Source organism: Enterobacter sp. D2, from assembly GCF_034427575.1.
Classification (GTDB): Bacteria; Pseudomonadota; Gammaproteobacteria; order Enterobacterales; family Enterobacteriaceae; genus Enterobacter; species Enterobacter cloacae_M.
In genome coordinates, this window is sequence record NZ_JAXQPP010000004.1 from 42,123 (window position 1) to 59,063 (window position 16,941).

A 16,941-nucleotide genomic window follows, 5' to 3' on the forward strand; every position below is an offset into this window, starting at 1 on the left:
TATTTTAGCGTTAACTTACCGAATCAGGACTTTTTCTTTTCGCGGCTATGCAGGCCACGTTTTTCCAGACCACGGTAAATCAGCTGCTGCTGGATGATGGTCACCAGGTTGCTGACGATATAGTACAGCACCAGACCTGACGGGAACCACAGGAAGAACACGGTGAAGATGACCGGCATAAAGGTCATGATCTTCTGCTGCATCGGGTCGGTCACGGTGGTCGGCGACATCTTCTGGATGAAGAACATCGTCACGCCCATCAGGATCGGCAGGATGTAGTACGGGTCCTGTGCGGACAGGTCATGGATCCACAGTGCGAACGGCGCGTGGCGCAGCTCAACGGAACCCATCAGCATGTAGTACAGCGCAAGGAAGATTGGCATCTGAATCAGCAGCGGGAAGCAGCCACCCAGTGGGTTTACTTTCTCTGCTTTATACAGGGCCATCATTTCCTGGCTCTGACGCTGTTTGTCATCGCCCAGACGCTCACGCATAGCCTGAATCTTCGGCTGCAGCATACGCATCTTCGCCATGGAGGTGTACTGCGCTTTAGTCAGCGGGTACATGATGCCACGAACGATGAAGGTAATAACGATGATGGAGAAGCCCCAGTTACCCAGGAAGCTGTGGATGAACTTCAGCAGCTTAAACAGCGGCTGAGAGATGAACCACAACCAACCGTAATCGACGGTCAGATCCAGGTGCGGCGCAACAGCGGCCATTTTGTCCTGAATTTCCGGGCCGACCCACAGGGTGCTTGCCATCTTACCGGTTTGACCCGGCTGAACCAGAACCGGCTGAGATTTGTAGCCGATGGCTGCAAGACCGTTGCCCAGGTTCGCGGTATAGAAGTTATTCGTACCGTCGTTGTTTGGGATCCAGGCCGTAGCGAAATACTGTTGCAGCATCGCAACCCAACCGCCTTTGGAACTAACGTTCAGGTTTTCGTTATCCGCAATGGTGTCGAATTTGTATTTCTCATACTTCGCGTCTGGCGTGGAGTACGCCGCGCCACGGAAGGTATGCAGCGCAAAGTTGCTGCTTCCGGTGTCACGGTGAGACGGCAGATTGATGGACTGCTTCAGCTGGCCAAAGGTAGACAGTTCCAGCGGTTTCGCACTGGCGTTCTGTACGCTGTAGCCCACGTTCACCGCATATTCACCGCGCTTCAGGGTGAAGGTTTTAGTGAAGGTGTTGCCTGCGGCGTCGGTATACGTCATCGGGATCGCGAGTTCGTTCTGACCATCAGCCAGCACAAAGGTGTCGCTCTCGACGGTATACAGTGGACGCGCACCGTTAGCCGGGTTATCCGGGCCATCACGACCGGTCAGGCCGCTCTGCGCCTGGTAGATAAACTCAGGCGTGGTTTCCAGTAACTGGAACGGTTCGTTAGACTTCAGCTCTTTCGGGTAGGTCAACAGCAGCGCCTGCTCAACATCACCACCACGGGTGTTGATTGTCAGCTCAAGCACATCGGTCTTAACCGTAATCTGTTTCCCCTGGCCACTGGCCGGTACGCCCTGGTCGGCGGCGCTACCCGCTGCGGTGGTCGTAGTCTGCGTGGTCTGCTGCTGGGGTTGAGGATTTTTATCCTGCTCCCATGCCTGCCAGATCATGAAAGACACGAACAACAAAGCGATGATAAGAAGATTGCGTTGCGAATCCATCGTTAGTGTTCTCTGGTATCAAAGGGTCCTGGGGGGACGGGGTCGTCTCCACCTGGGTGTAAAGGGTGGCATTTTAATACGCGTTTCACCGTCAACCAACTGCCTTTTATCACTCCAAACCTGCGCAATGCCTCAATTCCGTAGCTTGAGCATGTTGGTGTGAAACGGCAGTGCGGCCCGAGTAGCGGACTAATCAGGCGTTGATAGACCCGAATGAGGGCTATCAGGACCCGTGAGCCAGGCGACAGTGGCGGCGCCATAATTTTTCCAACGCTTCCGAGAGAGCACGGTTATCGAGGTCGGCAACCCCTTTCTTCGCCACCACCACGAAATCCATTGAAGGCAGTTCGTGCTGACGTAAACGGAAGCTTTCACGCGTCAGACGTTTAATCCGATTGCGTTCATGCGCACGCTTAACATTTTTCTTGGCGACTGTGAGACCGATGCGGGGATGCCCCAGCGAATTTTGGCGGCCGAGGATGGTGATTTGCGGCGTGCCAGCCCGTAGTGGCTGCTGGAAGACGAAAGTGAAATGAGCGGGAGTTAACAAACGTAACTCCCTGGGAAATGCTAGCTTAACCACTCAGGGGTTAGCTTTATTACTTGGAAACGGTCAGACGAGCGCGGCCTTTAGCACGACGACGTGCCAGAACCTGACGACCATTTTTAGTAGCCATACGAGCACGGAAGCCGTGAGAACGGTTGCGCTTCAGTACAGACGGTTGAAAAGTGCGTTTCATGGCGATTTCTACCTAAACTTGAATAAATTCACTGACTTTTGCGTATACCCGAACGAGTTTCGAACGACTAACGCCTCAGCGTGGGTGATTAAAGAGGCCGGATTGTAATAATTGTACACTCCGGAGTCAATTCTCTTTCCTTATTTCCCGCGTATTTCCGCACGTTTTCGCGTGGAAAATGAGCAACGGACGACGCAGGAAGATGAGCATCACGCGCCGGGTCGAGGATTATACGGCCTCGCCAACAAAGCGCAAGGATCGTCCCGGATCTTCGTTAGATCATTTAAGCAATAAATTGTCTGTGCTCATTAATTTTTCCAATATGCGGACTAAATCGTGGGGCACTGGTGCCAGGATCGTTTACACTTATTCGGTTCCGGATCTTCCTGTGGATAAATCGGGAAGAATCTGTGAGAAACAGAAGATCTCTGGCTCAGTTTAGGCTATGATCCGCGGTCCCGATCGGGATCCCAGGATCCTGGTCAGGATAAATTGCAGATAGCAATTCGCACGTCCCCCTTTACACAGGGTCATGTCGATGTGCGCCAACAATCATGAATATTCAATAGTTTTCTTTTATTGTTCGAGTGGAGTCCGCCGTGTCACTTTCGCTTTGGCAGCAGTGTCTTGCCCGATTGCAGGATGAGTTACCAGCCACAGAATTCAGTATGTGGATCCGCCCGTTGCAGGCGGAACTGAGCGATAACACGCTGGCTTTGTATGCGCCAAACCGTTTTGTGCTCGATTGGGTAAGGGACAAGTACCTTAATAACATCAATGGACTGCTGAACGATTTCTGCGGGTCAGATGCCCCGCAGCTGCGCTTTGAAGTGGGCACAAAGCCGGTCACCCAAACCGTTCGTGAAACCGTGAACGTAGCAGCGCCCGCTCAGGCCGCTCCTGCTCCGGCCCCTCGCGTCGCACCCGCTCGTCAGGGCTGGGATAATGTCCCTGCACCGGCTGAGCCAACCTACCGCTCTAACGTTAACGTGAAACACACGTTCGATAACTTCGTTGAAGGTAAGTCGAACCAGCTGGCGCGCGCGGCGGCTCGTCAGGTTGCTGATAACCCTGGTGGGGCCTACAACCCGCTGTTCCTATATGGCGGCACGGGTCTGGGTAAAACGCACCTGCTGCATGCGGTGGGTAACGGTATTATGGCGCGCAAGCCCAATGCCAAAGTGGTGTATATGCACTCCGAACGCTTCGTTCAGGACATGGTAAAAGCCCTGCAAAACAATGCGATCGAAGAGTTTAAACGCTACTATCGTTCCGTTGACGCGCTGCTCATCGATGACATCCAGTTCTTTGCGAATAAAGAACGATCGCAGGAAGAGTTTTTCCACACCTTCAATGCCCTGCTGGAAGGCAATCAACAGATCATTTTGACCTCGGATCGTTATCCAAAAGAGATCAACGGCGTTGAAGATCGTCTGAAATCCCGCTTCGGCTGGGGCCTGACCGTGGCGATCGAGCCACCGGAGCTGGAAACCCGCGTCGCGATCCTGATGAAGAAAGCCGATGAAAACGACATTCGCCTGCCGGGCGAAGTGGCGTTCTTCATTGCCAAGCGTCTGCGCTCCAACGTGCGTGAGCTGGAAGGGGCGCTGAACCGCGTTATCGCCAATGCCAACTTCACCGGTCGTGCGATCACTATCGATTTTGTGCGTGAAGCGCTGCGCGATTTGCTGGCATTGCAGGAAAAACTGGTCACTATCGACAATATTCAAAAGACAGTGGCTGAGTACTACAAGATCAAAGTGGCAGATTTACTGTCTAAACGTCGTTCCCGCTCGGTGGCGCGTCCGCGTCAGATGGCGATGGCGCTGGCAAAGGAGTTAACCAACCACAGTCTGCCGGAAATCGGGGATGCGTTTGGTGGCCGTGACCATACGACCGTGCTGCACGCTTGTCGCAAGATTGAGCAGTTACGCGAAGAAAGCCACGACATAAAAGAAGATTTTTCCAATCTAATCAGAACATTATCATCGTGACGCTATGAAATTTACCGTTGAACGTGAACATTTATTAAAACCGCTGCAACAGGTGAGTGGCCCATTAGGTGGCCGCCCAACGCTGCCTATTCTCGGAAACCTGCTGCTTCAGGTCGCGGACGGTACGCTGTCGCTGACCGGTACAGACCTGGAAATGGAAATGATCGCGCGCGTTACGCTGACGCAGCCGCACGACGCGGGCGCGACCACGGTTCCGGCACGTAAATTCTTTGATATCTGCCGCGGGCTGCCGGAAGGCGCTGAAATCGCCGTGCAGCTGGAAGGCGACCGTATGCTGGTGCGCTCTGGCCGCAGCCGTTTCTCGCTCTCCACGCTGCCTGCTGCGGACTTCCCGAACCTTGACGACTGGCAGAGCGAAGTTGAATTCACCCTGCCGCAGGCGACGATGAAGCGTCTGATTGAAGCCACGCAGTTCTCCATGGCGCATCAGGACGTCCGTTACTACTTAAACGGCATGCTGTTCGAAACCGAAGGTGAAGAGCTGCGTACCGTAGCCACCGACGGCCACCGTCTGGCGGTTTGTTCTATGCCGATTGGCGACGCGCTGCCAAACCATTCGGTGATCGTGCCGCGTAAAGGGGTGATTGAGCTGATGCGTATGCTCGACGGCGGCGACACGCCGCTGCGCGTGCAGATCGGCAGCAACAATATCCGCGCACACGTGGGCGATTTTGTCTTCACTTCGAAGCTGGTTGACGGTCGTTTCCCTGATTATCGCCGCGTATTGCCGAAGAATCCGGACAAAACGCTGGAAGCAGGCTGCGACAGCCTCAAGCAGGCCTTTGCCCGTGCGGCCATTCTTTCAAACGAGAAATTCCGCGGCGTGCGCCTGTACGTGAGTGAAAACCAGATCAAAATCACCGCTAACAACCCGGAGCAGGAAGAGGCAGAAGAAATTCTGGACGTCACCTACGCCGGAACCGAGATGGAAATCGGCTTTAACGTCAGCTACGTGCTGGATGTGCTGAATGCGCTGAAGTGCGAGAACGTGCGCATTCTGCTGACCGACTCCGTTTCAAGCGTACAGATTGAAGATGCCGCATCACAGTCGGCTGCTTATGTTGTCATGCCAATGAGACTGTAATGTCGCTCACCCGTCTGTTGATCCGCGACTTTCGCAATATCGAAAGCGCGGATCTCGCTTTATCCCCTGGCTTTAACTTCCTGGTTGGCGCAAACGGCAGCGGCAAAACCAGCGTGCTTGAGGCCATCTATACGCTCGGCCACGGTCGGGCGTTTCGCAGTTTGCAGATTGGTCGCGTCATTCGCCACGAGCAGGAATCCTTTGTCCTGCACGGGCGTTTGCAGGGGGCGGGGCGGGAAACCGCCATCGGCCTGACCAAAGACAAGCAGGGCGACAGTAAGGTGCGCATCGACGGCACCGACGGCCATAAAGTGGCGGAGCTGGCGCTGCTGATGCCAATGCAGCTGATTACGCCGGAGGGGTTTACTTTACTCAACGGCGGCCCCAAATACAGAAGAGCATTCCTCGACTGGGGATGCTTTCACAACGAAGCCGGTTTCTTTAACGCCTGGAGCAACCTGAAGCGTCTGCTCAAGCAGCGTAACGCTGCACTGCGCCAGGTTACCCGTTACGCCCAGCTGCGTCCGTGGGACATGGAGTTAATCCCTCTCGCGGAACAAATCAGCAACTGGCGTGCCGAATACAGCGCAGGTATCGCCGAAGATATGGCCGACACCTGCAAACAGTTTTTACCTGAATTCTCTCTCACCTTCTCCTTCCAGCGCGGCTGGGAGAAAGAGACGGATTATGCCGAGGTGTTAGAGAGAAGCTTCGAGCGCGACCGCATGTTGACCTACACCGCGCACGGCCCGCACAAGGCGGATTTCCGCATTCGTGCCGACGGTGCACCGGTGGAAGACACGCTGTCGCGCGGGCAGCTCAAGCTCCTGATGTGTGCGCTGCGCCTGGCACAGGGAGAGTTTCTCACCCGCGAGAGCGGAAGACGCTGCCTGTACCTGATAGATGATTTTGCCTCGGAACTTGATGACGCGCGGCGCGGGCTGCTTGCCAGCCGCTTAAAAGCCACGCAGTCGCAGGTTTTCGTCAGCGCCATTAGCGCTGAACACGTTATAGACATGTCGGACGAAAATTCGAAGATGTTTACCGTGGAAAAGGGTAAAATAACGGATTAACCCAAGTTGAAATGAGCGAGAAACGTTGATGTCGAATTCTTATGACTCCTCCAGTATCAAAGTCCTGAAAGGGCTGGATGCGGTGCGTAAGCGCCCGGGTATGTATATCGGCGACACGGATGACGGCACCGGTCTGCACCACATGGTATTCGAGGTGGTAGATAACGCTATCGACGAAGCGCTCGCGGGTCACTGTAAAGACATCGTGGTCACCATCCATGCGGATAACTCCGTCTCCGTCACCGATGATGGTCGTGGCATCCCAACCGGTATTCACCCGGAAGAGGGCGTCTCTGCCGCGGAAGTGATCATGACCGTGCTGCACGCAGGCGGTAAGTTCGACGATAACTCCTATAAAGTTTCCGGCGGCCTGCACGGCGTAGGCGTCTCCGTGGTTAACGCCCTGTCGCAGAAGCTGGAGCTGGTTATCCAGCGCGAAGGCAAGATCCACCGTCAGCTCTATACGCACGGCGTGCCGCAGGCACCGCTGGCCGTTACTGGCGATACCGACAAAACCGGTACCATGGTGCGTTTCTGGCCGAGCCTCGAAACCTTCACCAACGTCACCGAATTCGAGTACGACATCCTGGCGAAACGCCTGCGTGAACTGTCGTTCCTGAACTCCGGCGTCTCTATTCGCCTGCGCGACAAGCGTGACGGCAAAGAAGACCACTTCCACTACGAAGGCGGTATCAAGGCGTTCGTTGAGTATCTGAACAAGAACAAAACGCCTATTCACCCGAATATCTTCTATTTCTCCACCGAAAAAGACGGTATCGGCGTGGAAGTGGCGCTGCAGTGGAACGACGGTTTCCAGGAAAATATTTACTGCTTCACCAACAACATTCCACAGCGTGACGGCGGTACGCACCTTGCAGGCTTCCGTGCGGCGATGACCCGTACCCTAAACGCCTACATGGACAAAGAAGGCTACAGCAAGAAAGCGAAAGTCAGCGCTACCGGTGATGACGCCCGTGAAGGCCTGATTGCCGTTGTCTCCGTGAAGGTGCCGGATCCGAAGTTCTCCTCACAGACCAAAGACAAGCTGGTCTCTTCCGAGGTGAAATCGGCGGTTGAACAGCAGATGAACGAACTGCTGAGCGAATACCTGCTGGAAAACCCGTCCGACGCGAAAATCGTGGTGGGTAAAATTATCGATGCGGCGCGTGCCCGTGAAGCGGCGCGTAAAGCCCGTGAAATGACCCGTCGTAAAGGCGCGCTGGACTTAGCAGGCCTGCCGGGCAAACTGGCTGACTGCCAGGAACGCGACCCGGCGCTGTCCGAACTGTACCTCGTGGAAGGGGACTCCGCGGGCGGTTCTGCGAAGCAGGGCCGTAACCGTAAGAACCAGGCTATCCTGCCGCTGAAGGGTAAAATCCTCAACGTTGAGAAGGCGCGCTTCGACAAGATGCTCTCTTCTCAGGAAGTGGCGACGCTCATTACCGCGCTGGGCTGCGGCATCGGCCGTGATGAGTACAACCCGGACAAACTGCGCTACCACAGCATCATCATCATGACCGATGCGGACGTCGACGGCTCGCACATTCGTACGCTGCTGTTGACCTTCTTCTATCGTCAGATGCCTGAAATCGTTGAGCGTGGCCACGTCTACATTGCCCAGCCGCCGCTGTACAAAGTGAAGAAAGGCAAGCAGGAACAGTACATTAAAGACGACGAAGCGATGGATCAGTACCAAATCGCAATCGCCCTTGATGGCGCAACCCTGCATGCGAACTCGCACGCCCCTGCACTGGCCGGCGAGCCGCTGGAGCGTCTGGTGTCCGAGTTCAACGCGACGCAGAAAATGATCACGCGTATGGAACGCCGCTATCCGAAAACGCTGCTGAAGGAGCTGGTTTATCAGCCAACCCTGACCGAAGCCGATCTGAGCGACGAGCAGACCGTAACCCGCTGGGTGAACGCCCTGGTGACCGATCTCAACGAGAAAGAGCAGCACGGCAGCATGTGGAAATGCGATATCCAGCAGAACGCCGATAAGCAGTTCGAGCCTATTATTCGCGTGCGTACCCACGGCGTTGACACCGACTACCCGCTGGAACATGAGTTTGTGACCGGTCCGGAATACCGTCGTATCTGTACGCTCGGCGAGACGCTGCGCGGCCTGATCGAAGACGATGCGTTCATCGAACGTGGCGAACGTCGTCAGCCGGTAACCAGCTTCGAGCAGGCGCTGGACTGGCTGGTGAAAGAGTCTCGTCGTGGTCTTGCGATCCAGCGTTATAAAGGTCTGGGTGAAATGAACCCGGAGCAGCTGTGGGAAACTACCATGGATCCGGAAAGCCGCCGCATGCTGCGCGTCACCGTTAAAGATGCGATTGCTGCAGACCAGCTGTTCACGACCCTGATGGGCGATGCGGTTGAACCACGTCGTGCCTTCATCGAAGAGAACGCCCTGAAAGCGGCAAATATCGATATTTAACGGTTGTTATTGTGGGGTCTCATTTCAAATGAAATGACATCTCATAAAGAATGCAGTCGGTTAAGAACAAAAAGAGAGGGGCACGATGTCCCTCTCTTTTTTTGCTTAAATTGGTGTATCAATAGAACAAAGTCGATCTCATTGGCATAACCCTCTACCAGGAGAATATATCCCGAACATACCCTGACGAAGAGTATGGTGGTCTGTTAGAGTTGAAATCGTTACGGAAAAAGGAATACACCGAATGAGCAGCAGGAGCGATATTATCGGGGCCGATGAATGGCAGGTAACGACCCGCAGTGGCCTCATCTACAGTGAGGTCCTCGGTTGGATTGACCTGGGGCATGCCAGGGGCGAAGATATTTCCCTGCTTCTGGCTGATTTCAGCAGCGGCGAAGCCAGTGGCAGACCTTATTACACGATTGCATACAATCAGAGAATGAATATCGGGAAAGGACTTGCCGGAACGGGTAAGTTTGTTCGCTGGGAAATAAAACGTGGGCGCTCGATGTCAGAAATTAACAGCATTGCCCTGGCCATGATGATGGATACCGCGAGAAATTTTGAAAATTACCAGTCTCGCGCTTTTTTCAGCTGGTACACCGATAGCGGGTTCAGCGGAGAAGACCTGGTGTCGGATCTGCTCGGTTTTTACAGGGCGCTGATTCCTTCGGATTACCGGGCTCAGTTGAGGCCTGTCAGCCGTGAAAGCGCACTACGCCGCTGGGATCATTACGGACCGATCGGTAATTTCAAGAACCGGGGTTTTCTTCCACTGATGTTTCCCGACCCTGATGACCTAAATATCCGGCATGAACCCTATAAAGGCTCGCTTCCCCGCTTTATGAAGTGGGTAACGCCGTTTGATAACTTCAGTTCAGACATTGTTCGTATTCTTAACGATAACGGCACACATATCATTCCTTCTTTACCCACTCAGGACGACGTTGAGCATGAAAAAGTTAGCCATATTCTCAGGGCTGGCCATCGTGATTGTCACGGTCATATACCTCCTTTTGCCGTATGAGCCTGAGATGACATACCGTGAATCAGATAGGGTTCGCTATCATCTTTACACCCCAGAATCGATTAAGCAGGTACCACGCCTTTCACCGGATTATACCTTCAGCCACTCTGCTGCAAATGGACAGCCGGAAACCGCTGGCGTGTGCTTTAGCGGGGTATCTGATACCGCTGCACTTAAACAATACCTTGTTTCGCGTGGCTATTCCTTTGCGAGAAAAGCTCCCGCCGGGGAGTTGTGGACGTCAGAACGTAGCCGGGATGTGTACTTCACTGTTATAAGCAGATTTTCGCCTGGTAAGCAGGTTTGCCTGTATGAATCAGATCGTTAACCTGTGCTTTTAGCGCGGCTTTTTTGTGGGCGCAGGCATATCCAGCGACATCACGGACGGTAAACGGCTCGCCAGAGTATCTATCGCTATTCTTACCCTCAGCGGCAGATGCGGCGTCTGCTGCCACACGGCATGAACGTTGAAATGCACATCTGGTGCCTGCTTTAAGAGCGGGACGAGTTTACCCTGGTGAATATCTTTGACGACCATCCAGCAGGGCAGCCATGCAATGCCGTGTCCGGCCAGCGCAGCGTCGCAGATCGCCTGCAAATCATCCATATTGAGCGACGATCGGGGCGTAAAGGTGTGCGACTTTCCTTCGTTATCCATCAGCTGCCAGGATAACACTCTGCCTGCGCTCAAATAGTTAATGGCCGTATGCTGGGATAAATCATTAACGCTTTGTGGCTGGCCTTTCTTCAGCAGATACTCCGGCGCGGCGCACAGCACCATGCGGTGTTCTCCCAGCTTTTTGGCGACCAGCACGCTGCTGTCCTGAAGCGTGCCGTTACGCACCGCCATATCAAACCCTTCCTCGACCAGATCCACCACGCGGTCGCTGAATGACATTTCCAGCTCAAGCCCGGGGTGTTCCTGAGCCAGCGCTATCAGCAGCGGGGCGACACACTGGCGGCCAAACAGCACCGGCATGGAAATGCGCAGGCGACCGCTGACCTGCTGTTTCCCCGTCTCAAGCAGCGATTCCGCACTCCGAATCTCCTCCAGCGCGCGCAGGCAGCGTTCATAAAAAAGGGCGCCGTTATCGGTCAGACTCTGGCTGCGGGTGGTGCGCTGAAAAAGACGTACCCCCAGCCGTTGTTCAAGGCGAGCGATGCTTTTTCCGACCGCCGAGCGTGACAAATGCAGACGAATGGCAGCCTGCGCAAAACTTCCCGCCTCAACGGCGGCCACAAAAACAGGAATGTCCTTCAGCGTATCGGTCATCGATTGTATCTGTTATGGCGTCAATAAAGAGAAAACTTATCGCCACTGGCGACCTTTAGTCAACGGTAGACTGTCAGGACTAAAGCTCATCTGATGGCAGGAGAAATTAAATGACAGAGACAATGCAACGCTGGTCCATGGATGCCCTCGGGCGCGAGAACCTCAAGCTGACTCAGGCGCCCGTCCCACAGCCGGGCCCGGGTGAAGTGCGCGTGCGCGTAAATGCCGTTGCGCTTAACTATCGCGATAAAATGGTTGTTGAAGGCACAATGCCGATCCCGCTTTCCTTCCCGTTTACCCCGGCATCTGACATGGCGGGCGTGGTGGACAGCATTGGTGAAGGCGTCACGCGCTTCCAGCCCGGCGCGCGCGTCATCTCAACCTTCTTCCCTGAGTGGATCGACGGTAAGCCGCAGGCGGACGCGCGCAATCTGCCCTATAAAACGTCCGGCGGATACTTTCAGGGCATGCTGTCCGAGTATGTGATTGTGAATGAAGGCGCGCTGGTGGCCTCCCCGGAGACTCTGGATGACGCCGAGGCCAGCACCTTACCTTGCGCAGGGCTTACCGCCTGGTTTGCGCTGGTGGAACGCGGCCAGCTGCGCGCCGGGCAATCGGTGCTGGTGCAGGGCACGGGCGGCGTGGCGATATTCGCCCTGCAAATCGCAAAAGCGCACGGGGCTGAGGTTTTTGTCACCTCGGGGAGTGATGAAAAGCTGGCGCTGGCCAAAAAGCTGGGAGCCAGCCAGGGCATCAACCGTCTGAAAGGCGACTGGGCGGAAAATACGCTGGCGCTCACGCAGGATCGCGGCATCGACCATATTATTGAAACCGTAGGCGGAGAGAACCTGAAGCATTCCCTGCGCGCCGTTGCCGTTCACGGACATATCTCCGTCATTGGCGTGCTGGCCGGGACGGAGATTACGCTCTCTGCTGGCGAACTGCTGCTGAAATCCCCCGTCATTCAGGGGATTGGCGTGGGGCATCGCCGGGCGCTGGAAGATTTTGTCCGCGCAGTTGACGTCACGGGGCTGAAGCCGGTGATCGAGCATCGCTACCGTTTTAACGAGCTTGAACAGGCGTTTGAACACCTCGATCGCGGCGCGTTCGGTAAAATAGTTCTCACCCGCGAGTAAGCCTTTGTTCCCCGGAATAAACGTAAAAGGGGCATTCCTGTTGCGCAATATAGCTCTATTTTTGTGTGCTTAATCGCGTTAGCATGAGGCAGCACTCATTTATTCCGGGGAACTCATGGCTATCAAACTCATCGCAATCGACATGGACGGCACGCTGCTGCTGCCAGATCACACTATCTCTCCAGCCGTTAAAAACGCGATCGCCGCGGCGCGCGCAAAGGGCGTGAATGTGGTCCTGACCACGGGGCGTCCGTATGCGGGCGTACACAGCTACCTGAAAGAGCTGCACATGAATCAGCCGGGCGACTACTGCATCACCTATAACGGCGCGCTGGTGCAGAAAGCCGCTGACGGCAGTACGGTTGCGCAAACCGCGCTGAGCTACGATGACTATCTGTTCCTGGAAAAACTGTCCCGTGAAGTGGGTTCCCACTTCCACGCGCTCGATCGCAATACGCTCTATACCGCCAACCGCGATATCAGCTACTACACGGTACATGAATCATACGTTGCGACCATTCCGCTGGTGTTCTGTGAAGCGGAGAAAATGGACCCGGCCACGCAGTTCCTGAAAGTGATGATGATCGACGAGCCGGAGATCCTGGATAAAGCGATTGCGCGCATTCCGGCGGAGGTAAAAGAGAAGTACACCGTGCTGAAAAGTGCGCCGTACTTCCTCGAAATCCTCGATAAACGCGTCAATAAAGGCACCGGTGTCAAATCACTGGCCGATGCGCTGGGCATTAAACAGGAAGAGATCATGGCGCTGGGCGACCAGGAAAATGACATCGCGATGATCGAATTCGCCGGTATGGGCGTGGCGATGGATAACGCCATTCCATCCGTGAAAGAAGTGGCCAACTTCGTGACAAAATCCAACCTGGAAGACGGCGTTGCTTACGCGATCGAGAAGTTTGTGCTGCAGTAACGCTTATTTTTAATCATCAGCCTCGGTTATCAACCGGGGCTTTTTTTTGCGCTGAATTTATTGAATTGTTCTTTTTGTGATCTTGATTGTAGTACATCATTAAATGATTGTACTACATTACGGCCATGACAAAGACGAACTCCCTCACGTTTGTACTGCAAAAGTGAGGTGAAATTCAGCGGTCGCGGTAAAGTAGTGATGGACATACAGAGCACAAGGACTCTCCATGACACTCAATAAAACCGATCGCATCGTCATCACGCTGGGCACCCAGATTGTGGGTGGCAAATACGTTCCCGGTTCGCCGCTGCCGGCAGAGGCCGAACTGTGTGAGGAGTTTGAAACCTCGCGCAACATCATCCGGGAAGTATTCCGCTCGCTGATGGCGAAGCGGCTGATTGAAATGAAGCGCTATCGCGGCGCGTTTGTTGCCCCGCGTAATCAGTGGAACTACCTCGATACCGACGTGCTGCAGTGGGTGCTGGAAAATGACTACGACCCGCGGCTTATCGGCGCGATGAGCGAAGTCCGAAACCTGGTTGAACCGGCCATCGCCCGCTGGGCGGCGGAACGCGCAACTTCCGGCGATTTGGCCCAGATCGAGTCGGCTTTAAACGACATGATCGCCAATAACCAGAACCGGGAGGCGTTTAACGAGGCAGATATTCGCTACCACGAAGCGGTGCTGCAGTCGGTGCATAACCCGGTATTACAGCAGCTTAGCGTAGCGATCAGCTCGCTACAGCGAGCAGTATTTGAACGTACCTGGATGGGCGATGAGGCCAACATGCCGAAAACGCTCCAGGAACATAAAGCGCTGTTCGATGCGATAAGGCATCAGGACGGCGATGCGGCAGAGCAGGCGGCACTTACCATGATTGCCAGCTCGACACGAAGGCTGAAGGAAATCACATGACATCTCGCTACATCGCAATTGACTGGGGATCGACCAATCTGCGCGCCTGGCTGTATGAGGGCGAGCAGTGCCTGGAAAGCAGGCAATCAGAAGCAGGCGTGACGCGCCTGAACGGTAAATCCCCCGAGGCGGTGTTAGCAGAGGTCACACAAAACTGGCGCGACAGCGCCACGCCGGTAGTGATGGCGGGTATGGTCGGCAGCAACGTAGGGTGGAAAATCGCGCCTTACCTGCCGGTTCCCGCCCATTTTTCCGCTATTGGTGAGCAGTTAACGTCCGTTGGCGACAATATCTGGATTATTCCCGGCTTGTGCGTTTCTCGCGACGACAACCACAACGTGATGCGCGGCGAAGAGACGCAGCTGCTTGGTGCGCGCGCGCTTTCTCCTTCTTCTGTCTACGTCATGCCCGGAACGCACTGCAAGTGGGTCCAGGCTGACGCTGAGCAAATCCACGACTTTCGCACCGTGATGACCGGCGAGCTGCACCATTTGCTGCTCAACCATTCGCTGGTTGGGGCCGGTTTACCTGAGCAGGAAGCCTCGGCAGAGGCGTTTGCTGCCGGGCTTGAACGTGGGATCGCTTCTCCTGATGTCTTGCCGCACCTTTTTGAGGTTCGCGCCTCGCACGTGCTGGGAAATCTCCCGCGCGAGCAGGTCAGCGAGTTTCTTTCCGGCCTGCTGATTGGCGCTGAGGTTGCCAGCATGCGTGATTTCATCGCGCACGAGCAGGCCATCGCCATTGTCGCAGGCGCATCGCTGACGTCGCGCTACGAGCAGGCGTTTCGCGCCGTGGGGCGCGATGTTTTAACGATATCCGGCGACACGGCATTTCAGGCAGGAATAAGGAGCATCGCTCATGCAGTGGCAAACTGATCTTCCCCTTATCGCGATTTTGCGCGGCATCACGCCCGATGAGGCGTTAGCCCACGTCGGCGCGGTTATTGACGCCGGGTTCGACGCGGTGGAAATCCCGCTTAACTCTCCGGAGTGGGAAAAAAGCATTCCGGCCGTGGTGAAGGCCTTTGGTGATAAGGCGCTGATTGGCGCAGGCACCGTGTTACAGCCTGAGCAGGTGGATCGGCTGGCGGAAATGGGCTGCAGGCTTATCGTCACGCCCAACATTCAGCCAGAGGTGATCCGCCGCGCGGTGGGGCACGGCATGACCGTCTGCCCGGGCTGCGCCACCGCCACGGAAGCCTTTACTGCTCTCGAAGCAGGCGCACAGTCGCTCAAAATTTTCCCGTCATCGGCTTTTGGTCCGGACTACATCAAAGCGCTGAAAGCGGTATTGCCCGCCAGCGTGCCGATCTTTGCCGTAGGCGGCGTAACGCCAGAAAACCTGGGCCAGTGGATGAGCGCTGGCTGTGTGGGCGCGGGGCTGGGCAGCGATCTTTATCGTGCCGGACAGTCCGTGGAGCGTACCGCACAGCAGGCGGCAGCATTTGTGAAAGCGTATCGAGAGGCAGTGAAATGAAAATAACCAAACTCACCACGTACCGTTTACCCCCGCGCTGGATGTTCCTGAAAATCGAAACCGATGAAGGGGTTGTGGGCTGGGGCGAACCGGTGATTGAAGGGCGGGCGCGTACCGTAGAAGCGGCGGTGCACGAGCTGGGTGAATACCTGATTGGTCAGGATCCGGCGCGCATTAACGACCTTTGGCAGATGATGTACCGCGCGGGCTTCTACCGCGGGGGGCCGATCCTGATGAGCGCCATCGCCGGCATCGACCAGGCGCTGTGGGATATCAAAGGCAAAGTGCTGAACGCGCCGGTCTGGCAATTGATGGGCGGCCTGGTGCGCGACAAAATCAAAGCCTACAGCTGGGTCGGCGGTGACCGTCCTGCGGAAGTGATTGATGGCATCACGCAGCTGCGCAACATCGGCTTCGACACTTTCAAGCTCAACGGCTGCGAAGAGATGGGCATTATCGACAACTCGCGCGCGGTAGACCGGGCGGTGAACACCGTGGCGCAAATCCGTGAAGCCTTCGGCAACGAGATTGAGTTTGGCCTGGATTTCCACGGCCGCGTCAGCGCGCCGATGGCCAAAGTTCTGATCAAAGAGCTGGAGCCGTATCGTCCGCTGTTTATTGAAGAGCCGGTGCTGGCCGAGCAGGCCGAGTACTACCCGAAACTGGCTGAACAGACCCACATCCCTATCGCGGCGGGTGAACGTATGTTCTCGCGCTTCGAGTTCAAACGCGTGCTTGAAGCGGGCGGCATTGCCATCCTGCAGCCGGACCTCTCTCACGCGGGCGGCATAACTGAATGCTACAAAATTGCCGGGATGGCAGAGGCTTACGATGTGGCATTGGCACCGCACTGCCCGCTAGGCCCGATCGCGCTGGCTGCCTGTTTGCACGTCGACTTTGTCTCCCGCAATGCGGTGTTCCAGGAACAGAGCATGGGGATTCACTATAACAAGGGCGCGGAACTGCTCGATTTTGTGAAAAATAAAGAAGACTTCTGCATGGAAGGCGGTTTCTTTAAACCGTTAACGAAGCCGGGCCTTGGCGTAGAAATTGACGAAGCCAAAGTCATTGAGCTGAGTAAAAATGCGCCAGACTGGCGTAACCCGCTGTGGCGTCATGAGGACGGCAGCGTAGCGGAATGGTAATCGCCATCCCGTAGACCCGAT

The 16,941-nt window shown here is 55.4% G+C and carries 16 protein-coding genes; 11 read left to right on the forward strand and 5 right to left on the reverse strand.

What is annotated here, in order from left to right:
* Nucleotides 1-23 precede the first annotated feature (23 nt).
* From yidC to rpmH, 4 genes are read right to left on the reverse strand one after another with little or no spacing between them, the layout of a single operon-like run.
* Nucleotides 24-1,667 (reverse strand): membrane protein insertase YidC, encoded by a 1,644-nt coding sequence (gene yidC / locus SPG90_RS17785; protein ID WP_045400466.1) that lies wholly within the window; start codon nucleotides 1,665-1,667, stop codon nucleotides 24-26.
* A 2-nt stretch (nucleotides 1,668-1,669) separates the two neighbouring features.
* Nucleotides 1,670-1,927, reverse strand: coding sequence for a membrane protein insertion efficiency factor YidD (yidD, locus tag SPG90_RS17790; RefSeq protein WP_001307474.1), 258 nt, complete (start codon nucleotides 1,925-1,927; stop codon nucleotides 1,670-1,672).
* Nucleotides 1,891-2,250: a ribonuclease P protein component gene (gene rnpA, locus SPG90_RS17795; RefSeq protein WP_032640303.1), complete on the reverse strand. Its 360-nt coding sequence runs from the start codon at nucleotides 2,248-2,250 to the stop codon at nucleotides 1,891-1,893. Before rnpA ends, yidD begins: the two co-directional genes overlap by 37 nt.
* 16 nt (nucleotides 2,251-2,266) lie before the next feature.
* Nucleotides 2,267-2,407, reverse strand: a complete 141-nt coding sequence (gene rpmH, locus SPG90_RS17800) for a 50S ribosomal protein L34 (protein WP_000831330.1) — start codon at nucleotides 2,405-2,407, stop codon at nucleotides 2,267-2,269.
* Between the two features lie 599 nt (nucleotides 2,408-3,006).
* On the opposite strand from rpmH, the gene dnaA reads away from it, so the two are divergent.
* The 5 genes from dnaA (at nucleotide 3,007) to SPG90_RS17825 (ending at nucleotide 10,046) form a co-directional block, all read left to right on the forward strand.
* A complete protein-coding gene (gene dnaA, locus SPG90_RS17805) occupies nucleotides 3,007-4,401 on the forward strand; it encodes a chromosomal replication initiator protein DnaA (protein ID WP_010426558.1) in 1,395 nt (464 codons plus the stop codon).
* Nucleotides 4,402-4,405: 4 nt separating this feature from the next.
* Nucleotides 4,406-5,506: a DNA polymerase III subunit beta gene (dnaN, locus tag SPG90_RS17810; protein ID WP_023309804.1), complete on the forward strand. Its 1,101-nt coding sequence runs from the start codon at nucleotides 4,406-4,408 to the stop codon at nucleotides 5,504-5,506.
* Entirely contained in the window at nucleotides 5,506-6,579 is a 1,074-nt protein-coding gene (recF, locus tag SPG90_RS17815) for a DNA replication/repair protein RecF (protein WP_126303967.1), read from the forward strand. Before dnaN ends, recF begins: the two co-directional genes overlap by 1 nt.
* A 28-nt stretch (nucleotides 6,580-6,607) precedes the next feature.
* On the forward strand, nucleotides 6,608-9,019 hold the full coding sequence (gene gyrB, locus SPG90_RS17820; protein WP_045400464.1) for a DNA topoisomerase (ATP-hydrolyzing) subunit B: 2,412 nt from the start codon (nucleotides 6,608-6,610) through the stop codon (nucleotides 9,017-9,019).
* Between the two features lie 244 nt (nucleotides 9,020-9,263).
* Nucleotides 9,264-10,046 (forward strand): hypothetical protein, encoded by a 783-nt coding sequence (locus tag SPG90_RS17825; protein ID WP_241238615.1) that lies wholly within the window; start codon nucleotides 9,264-9,266, stop codon nucleotides 10,044-10,046.
* Between the two features lie 337 nt (nucleotides 10,047-10,383).
* Here the strand turns inward: SPG90_RS17825 and SPG90_RS17830 are convergent, their stop codons facing one another.
* Nucleotides 10,384-11,319: a LysR family transcriptional regulator gene (locus SPG90_RS17830; protein ID WP_126303965.1), complete on the reverse strand. Its 936-nt coding sequence runs from the start codon at nucleotides 11,317-11,319 to the stop codon at nucleotides 10,384-10,386.
* Nucleotides 11,320-11,429: 110 nt separating this feature from the next.
* Between SPG90_RS17830 and SPG90_RS17835 the strand changes: the two genes are divergently transcribed.
* The 6 genes from SPG90_RS17835 to dgoD all read left to right on the forward strand — a co-directional run bounded on the left by SPG90_RS17835 (nucleotide 11,430) and on the right by dgoD (nucleotide 16,920).
* Entirely contained in the window at nucleotides 11,430-12,455 is a 1,026-nt protein-coding gene (locus tag SPG90_RS17835; RefSeq protein WP_126303963.1) for a zinc-dependent alcohol dehydrogenase family protein, read from the forward strand.
* Nucleotides 12,456-12,570: 115 nt separating this feature from the next.
* Nucleotides 12,571-13,383 (forward strand): sugar-phosphatase, encoded by an 813-nt coding sequence (gene yidA / locus SPG90_RS17840; RefSeq protein WP_023309809.1) that lies wholly within the window; start codon nucleotides 12,571-12,573, stop codon nucleotides 13,381-13,383.
* A gap of 226 nt (nucleotides 13,384-13,609) precedes the next feature.
* Nucleotides 13,610-14,299, forward strand: a complete 690-nt coding sequence (gene dgoR, locus SPG90_RS17845; RefSeq protein ID WP_003861109.1) for a D-galactonate utilization transcriptional regulator DgoR — start codon at nucleotides 13,610-13,612, stop codon at nucleotides 14,297-14,299.
* Complete coding sequence (locus tag SPG90_RS17850; protein ID WP_126303961.1) at nucleotides 14,296-15,174, forward strand: 2-dehydro-3-deoxygalactonokinase; 879 nt, start codon at nucleotides 14,296-14,298, stop codon at nucleotides 15,172-15,174. The genes dgoR and SPG90_RS17850 overlap by 4 nt, the downstream gene beginning before the upstream one ends.
* Entirely contained in the window at nucleotides 15,158-15,775 is a 618-nt protein-coding gene (locus tag SPG90_RS17855; RefSeq protein WP_126303959.1) for a 2-dehydro-3-deoxy-6-phosphogalactonate aldolase, read from the forward strand. Before SPG90_RS17850 ends, SPG90_RS17855 begins: the two co-directional genes overlap by 17 nt.
* The gene (gene dgoD / locus SPG90_RS17860; protein WP_045400449.1) at nucleotides 15,772-16,920 is read left to right on the forward strand and encodes a galactonate dehydratase; all 1,149 of its coding nucleotides are present in this window, start codon (nucleotides 15,772-15,774) and stop codon (nucleotides 16,918-16,920) included. The genes SPG90_RS17855 and dgoD overlap by 4 nt, the downstream gene beginning before the upstream one ends.
* Nucleotides 16,921-16,941 lie beyond the last annotated feature (21 nt).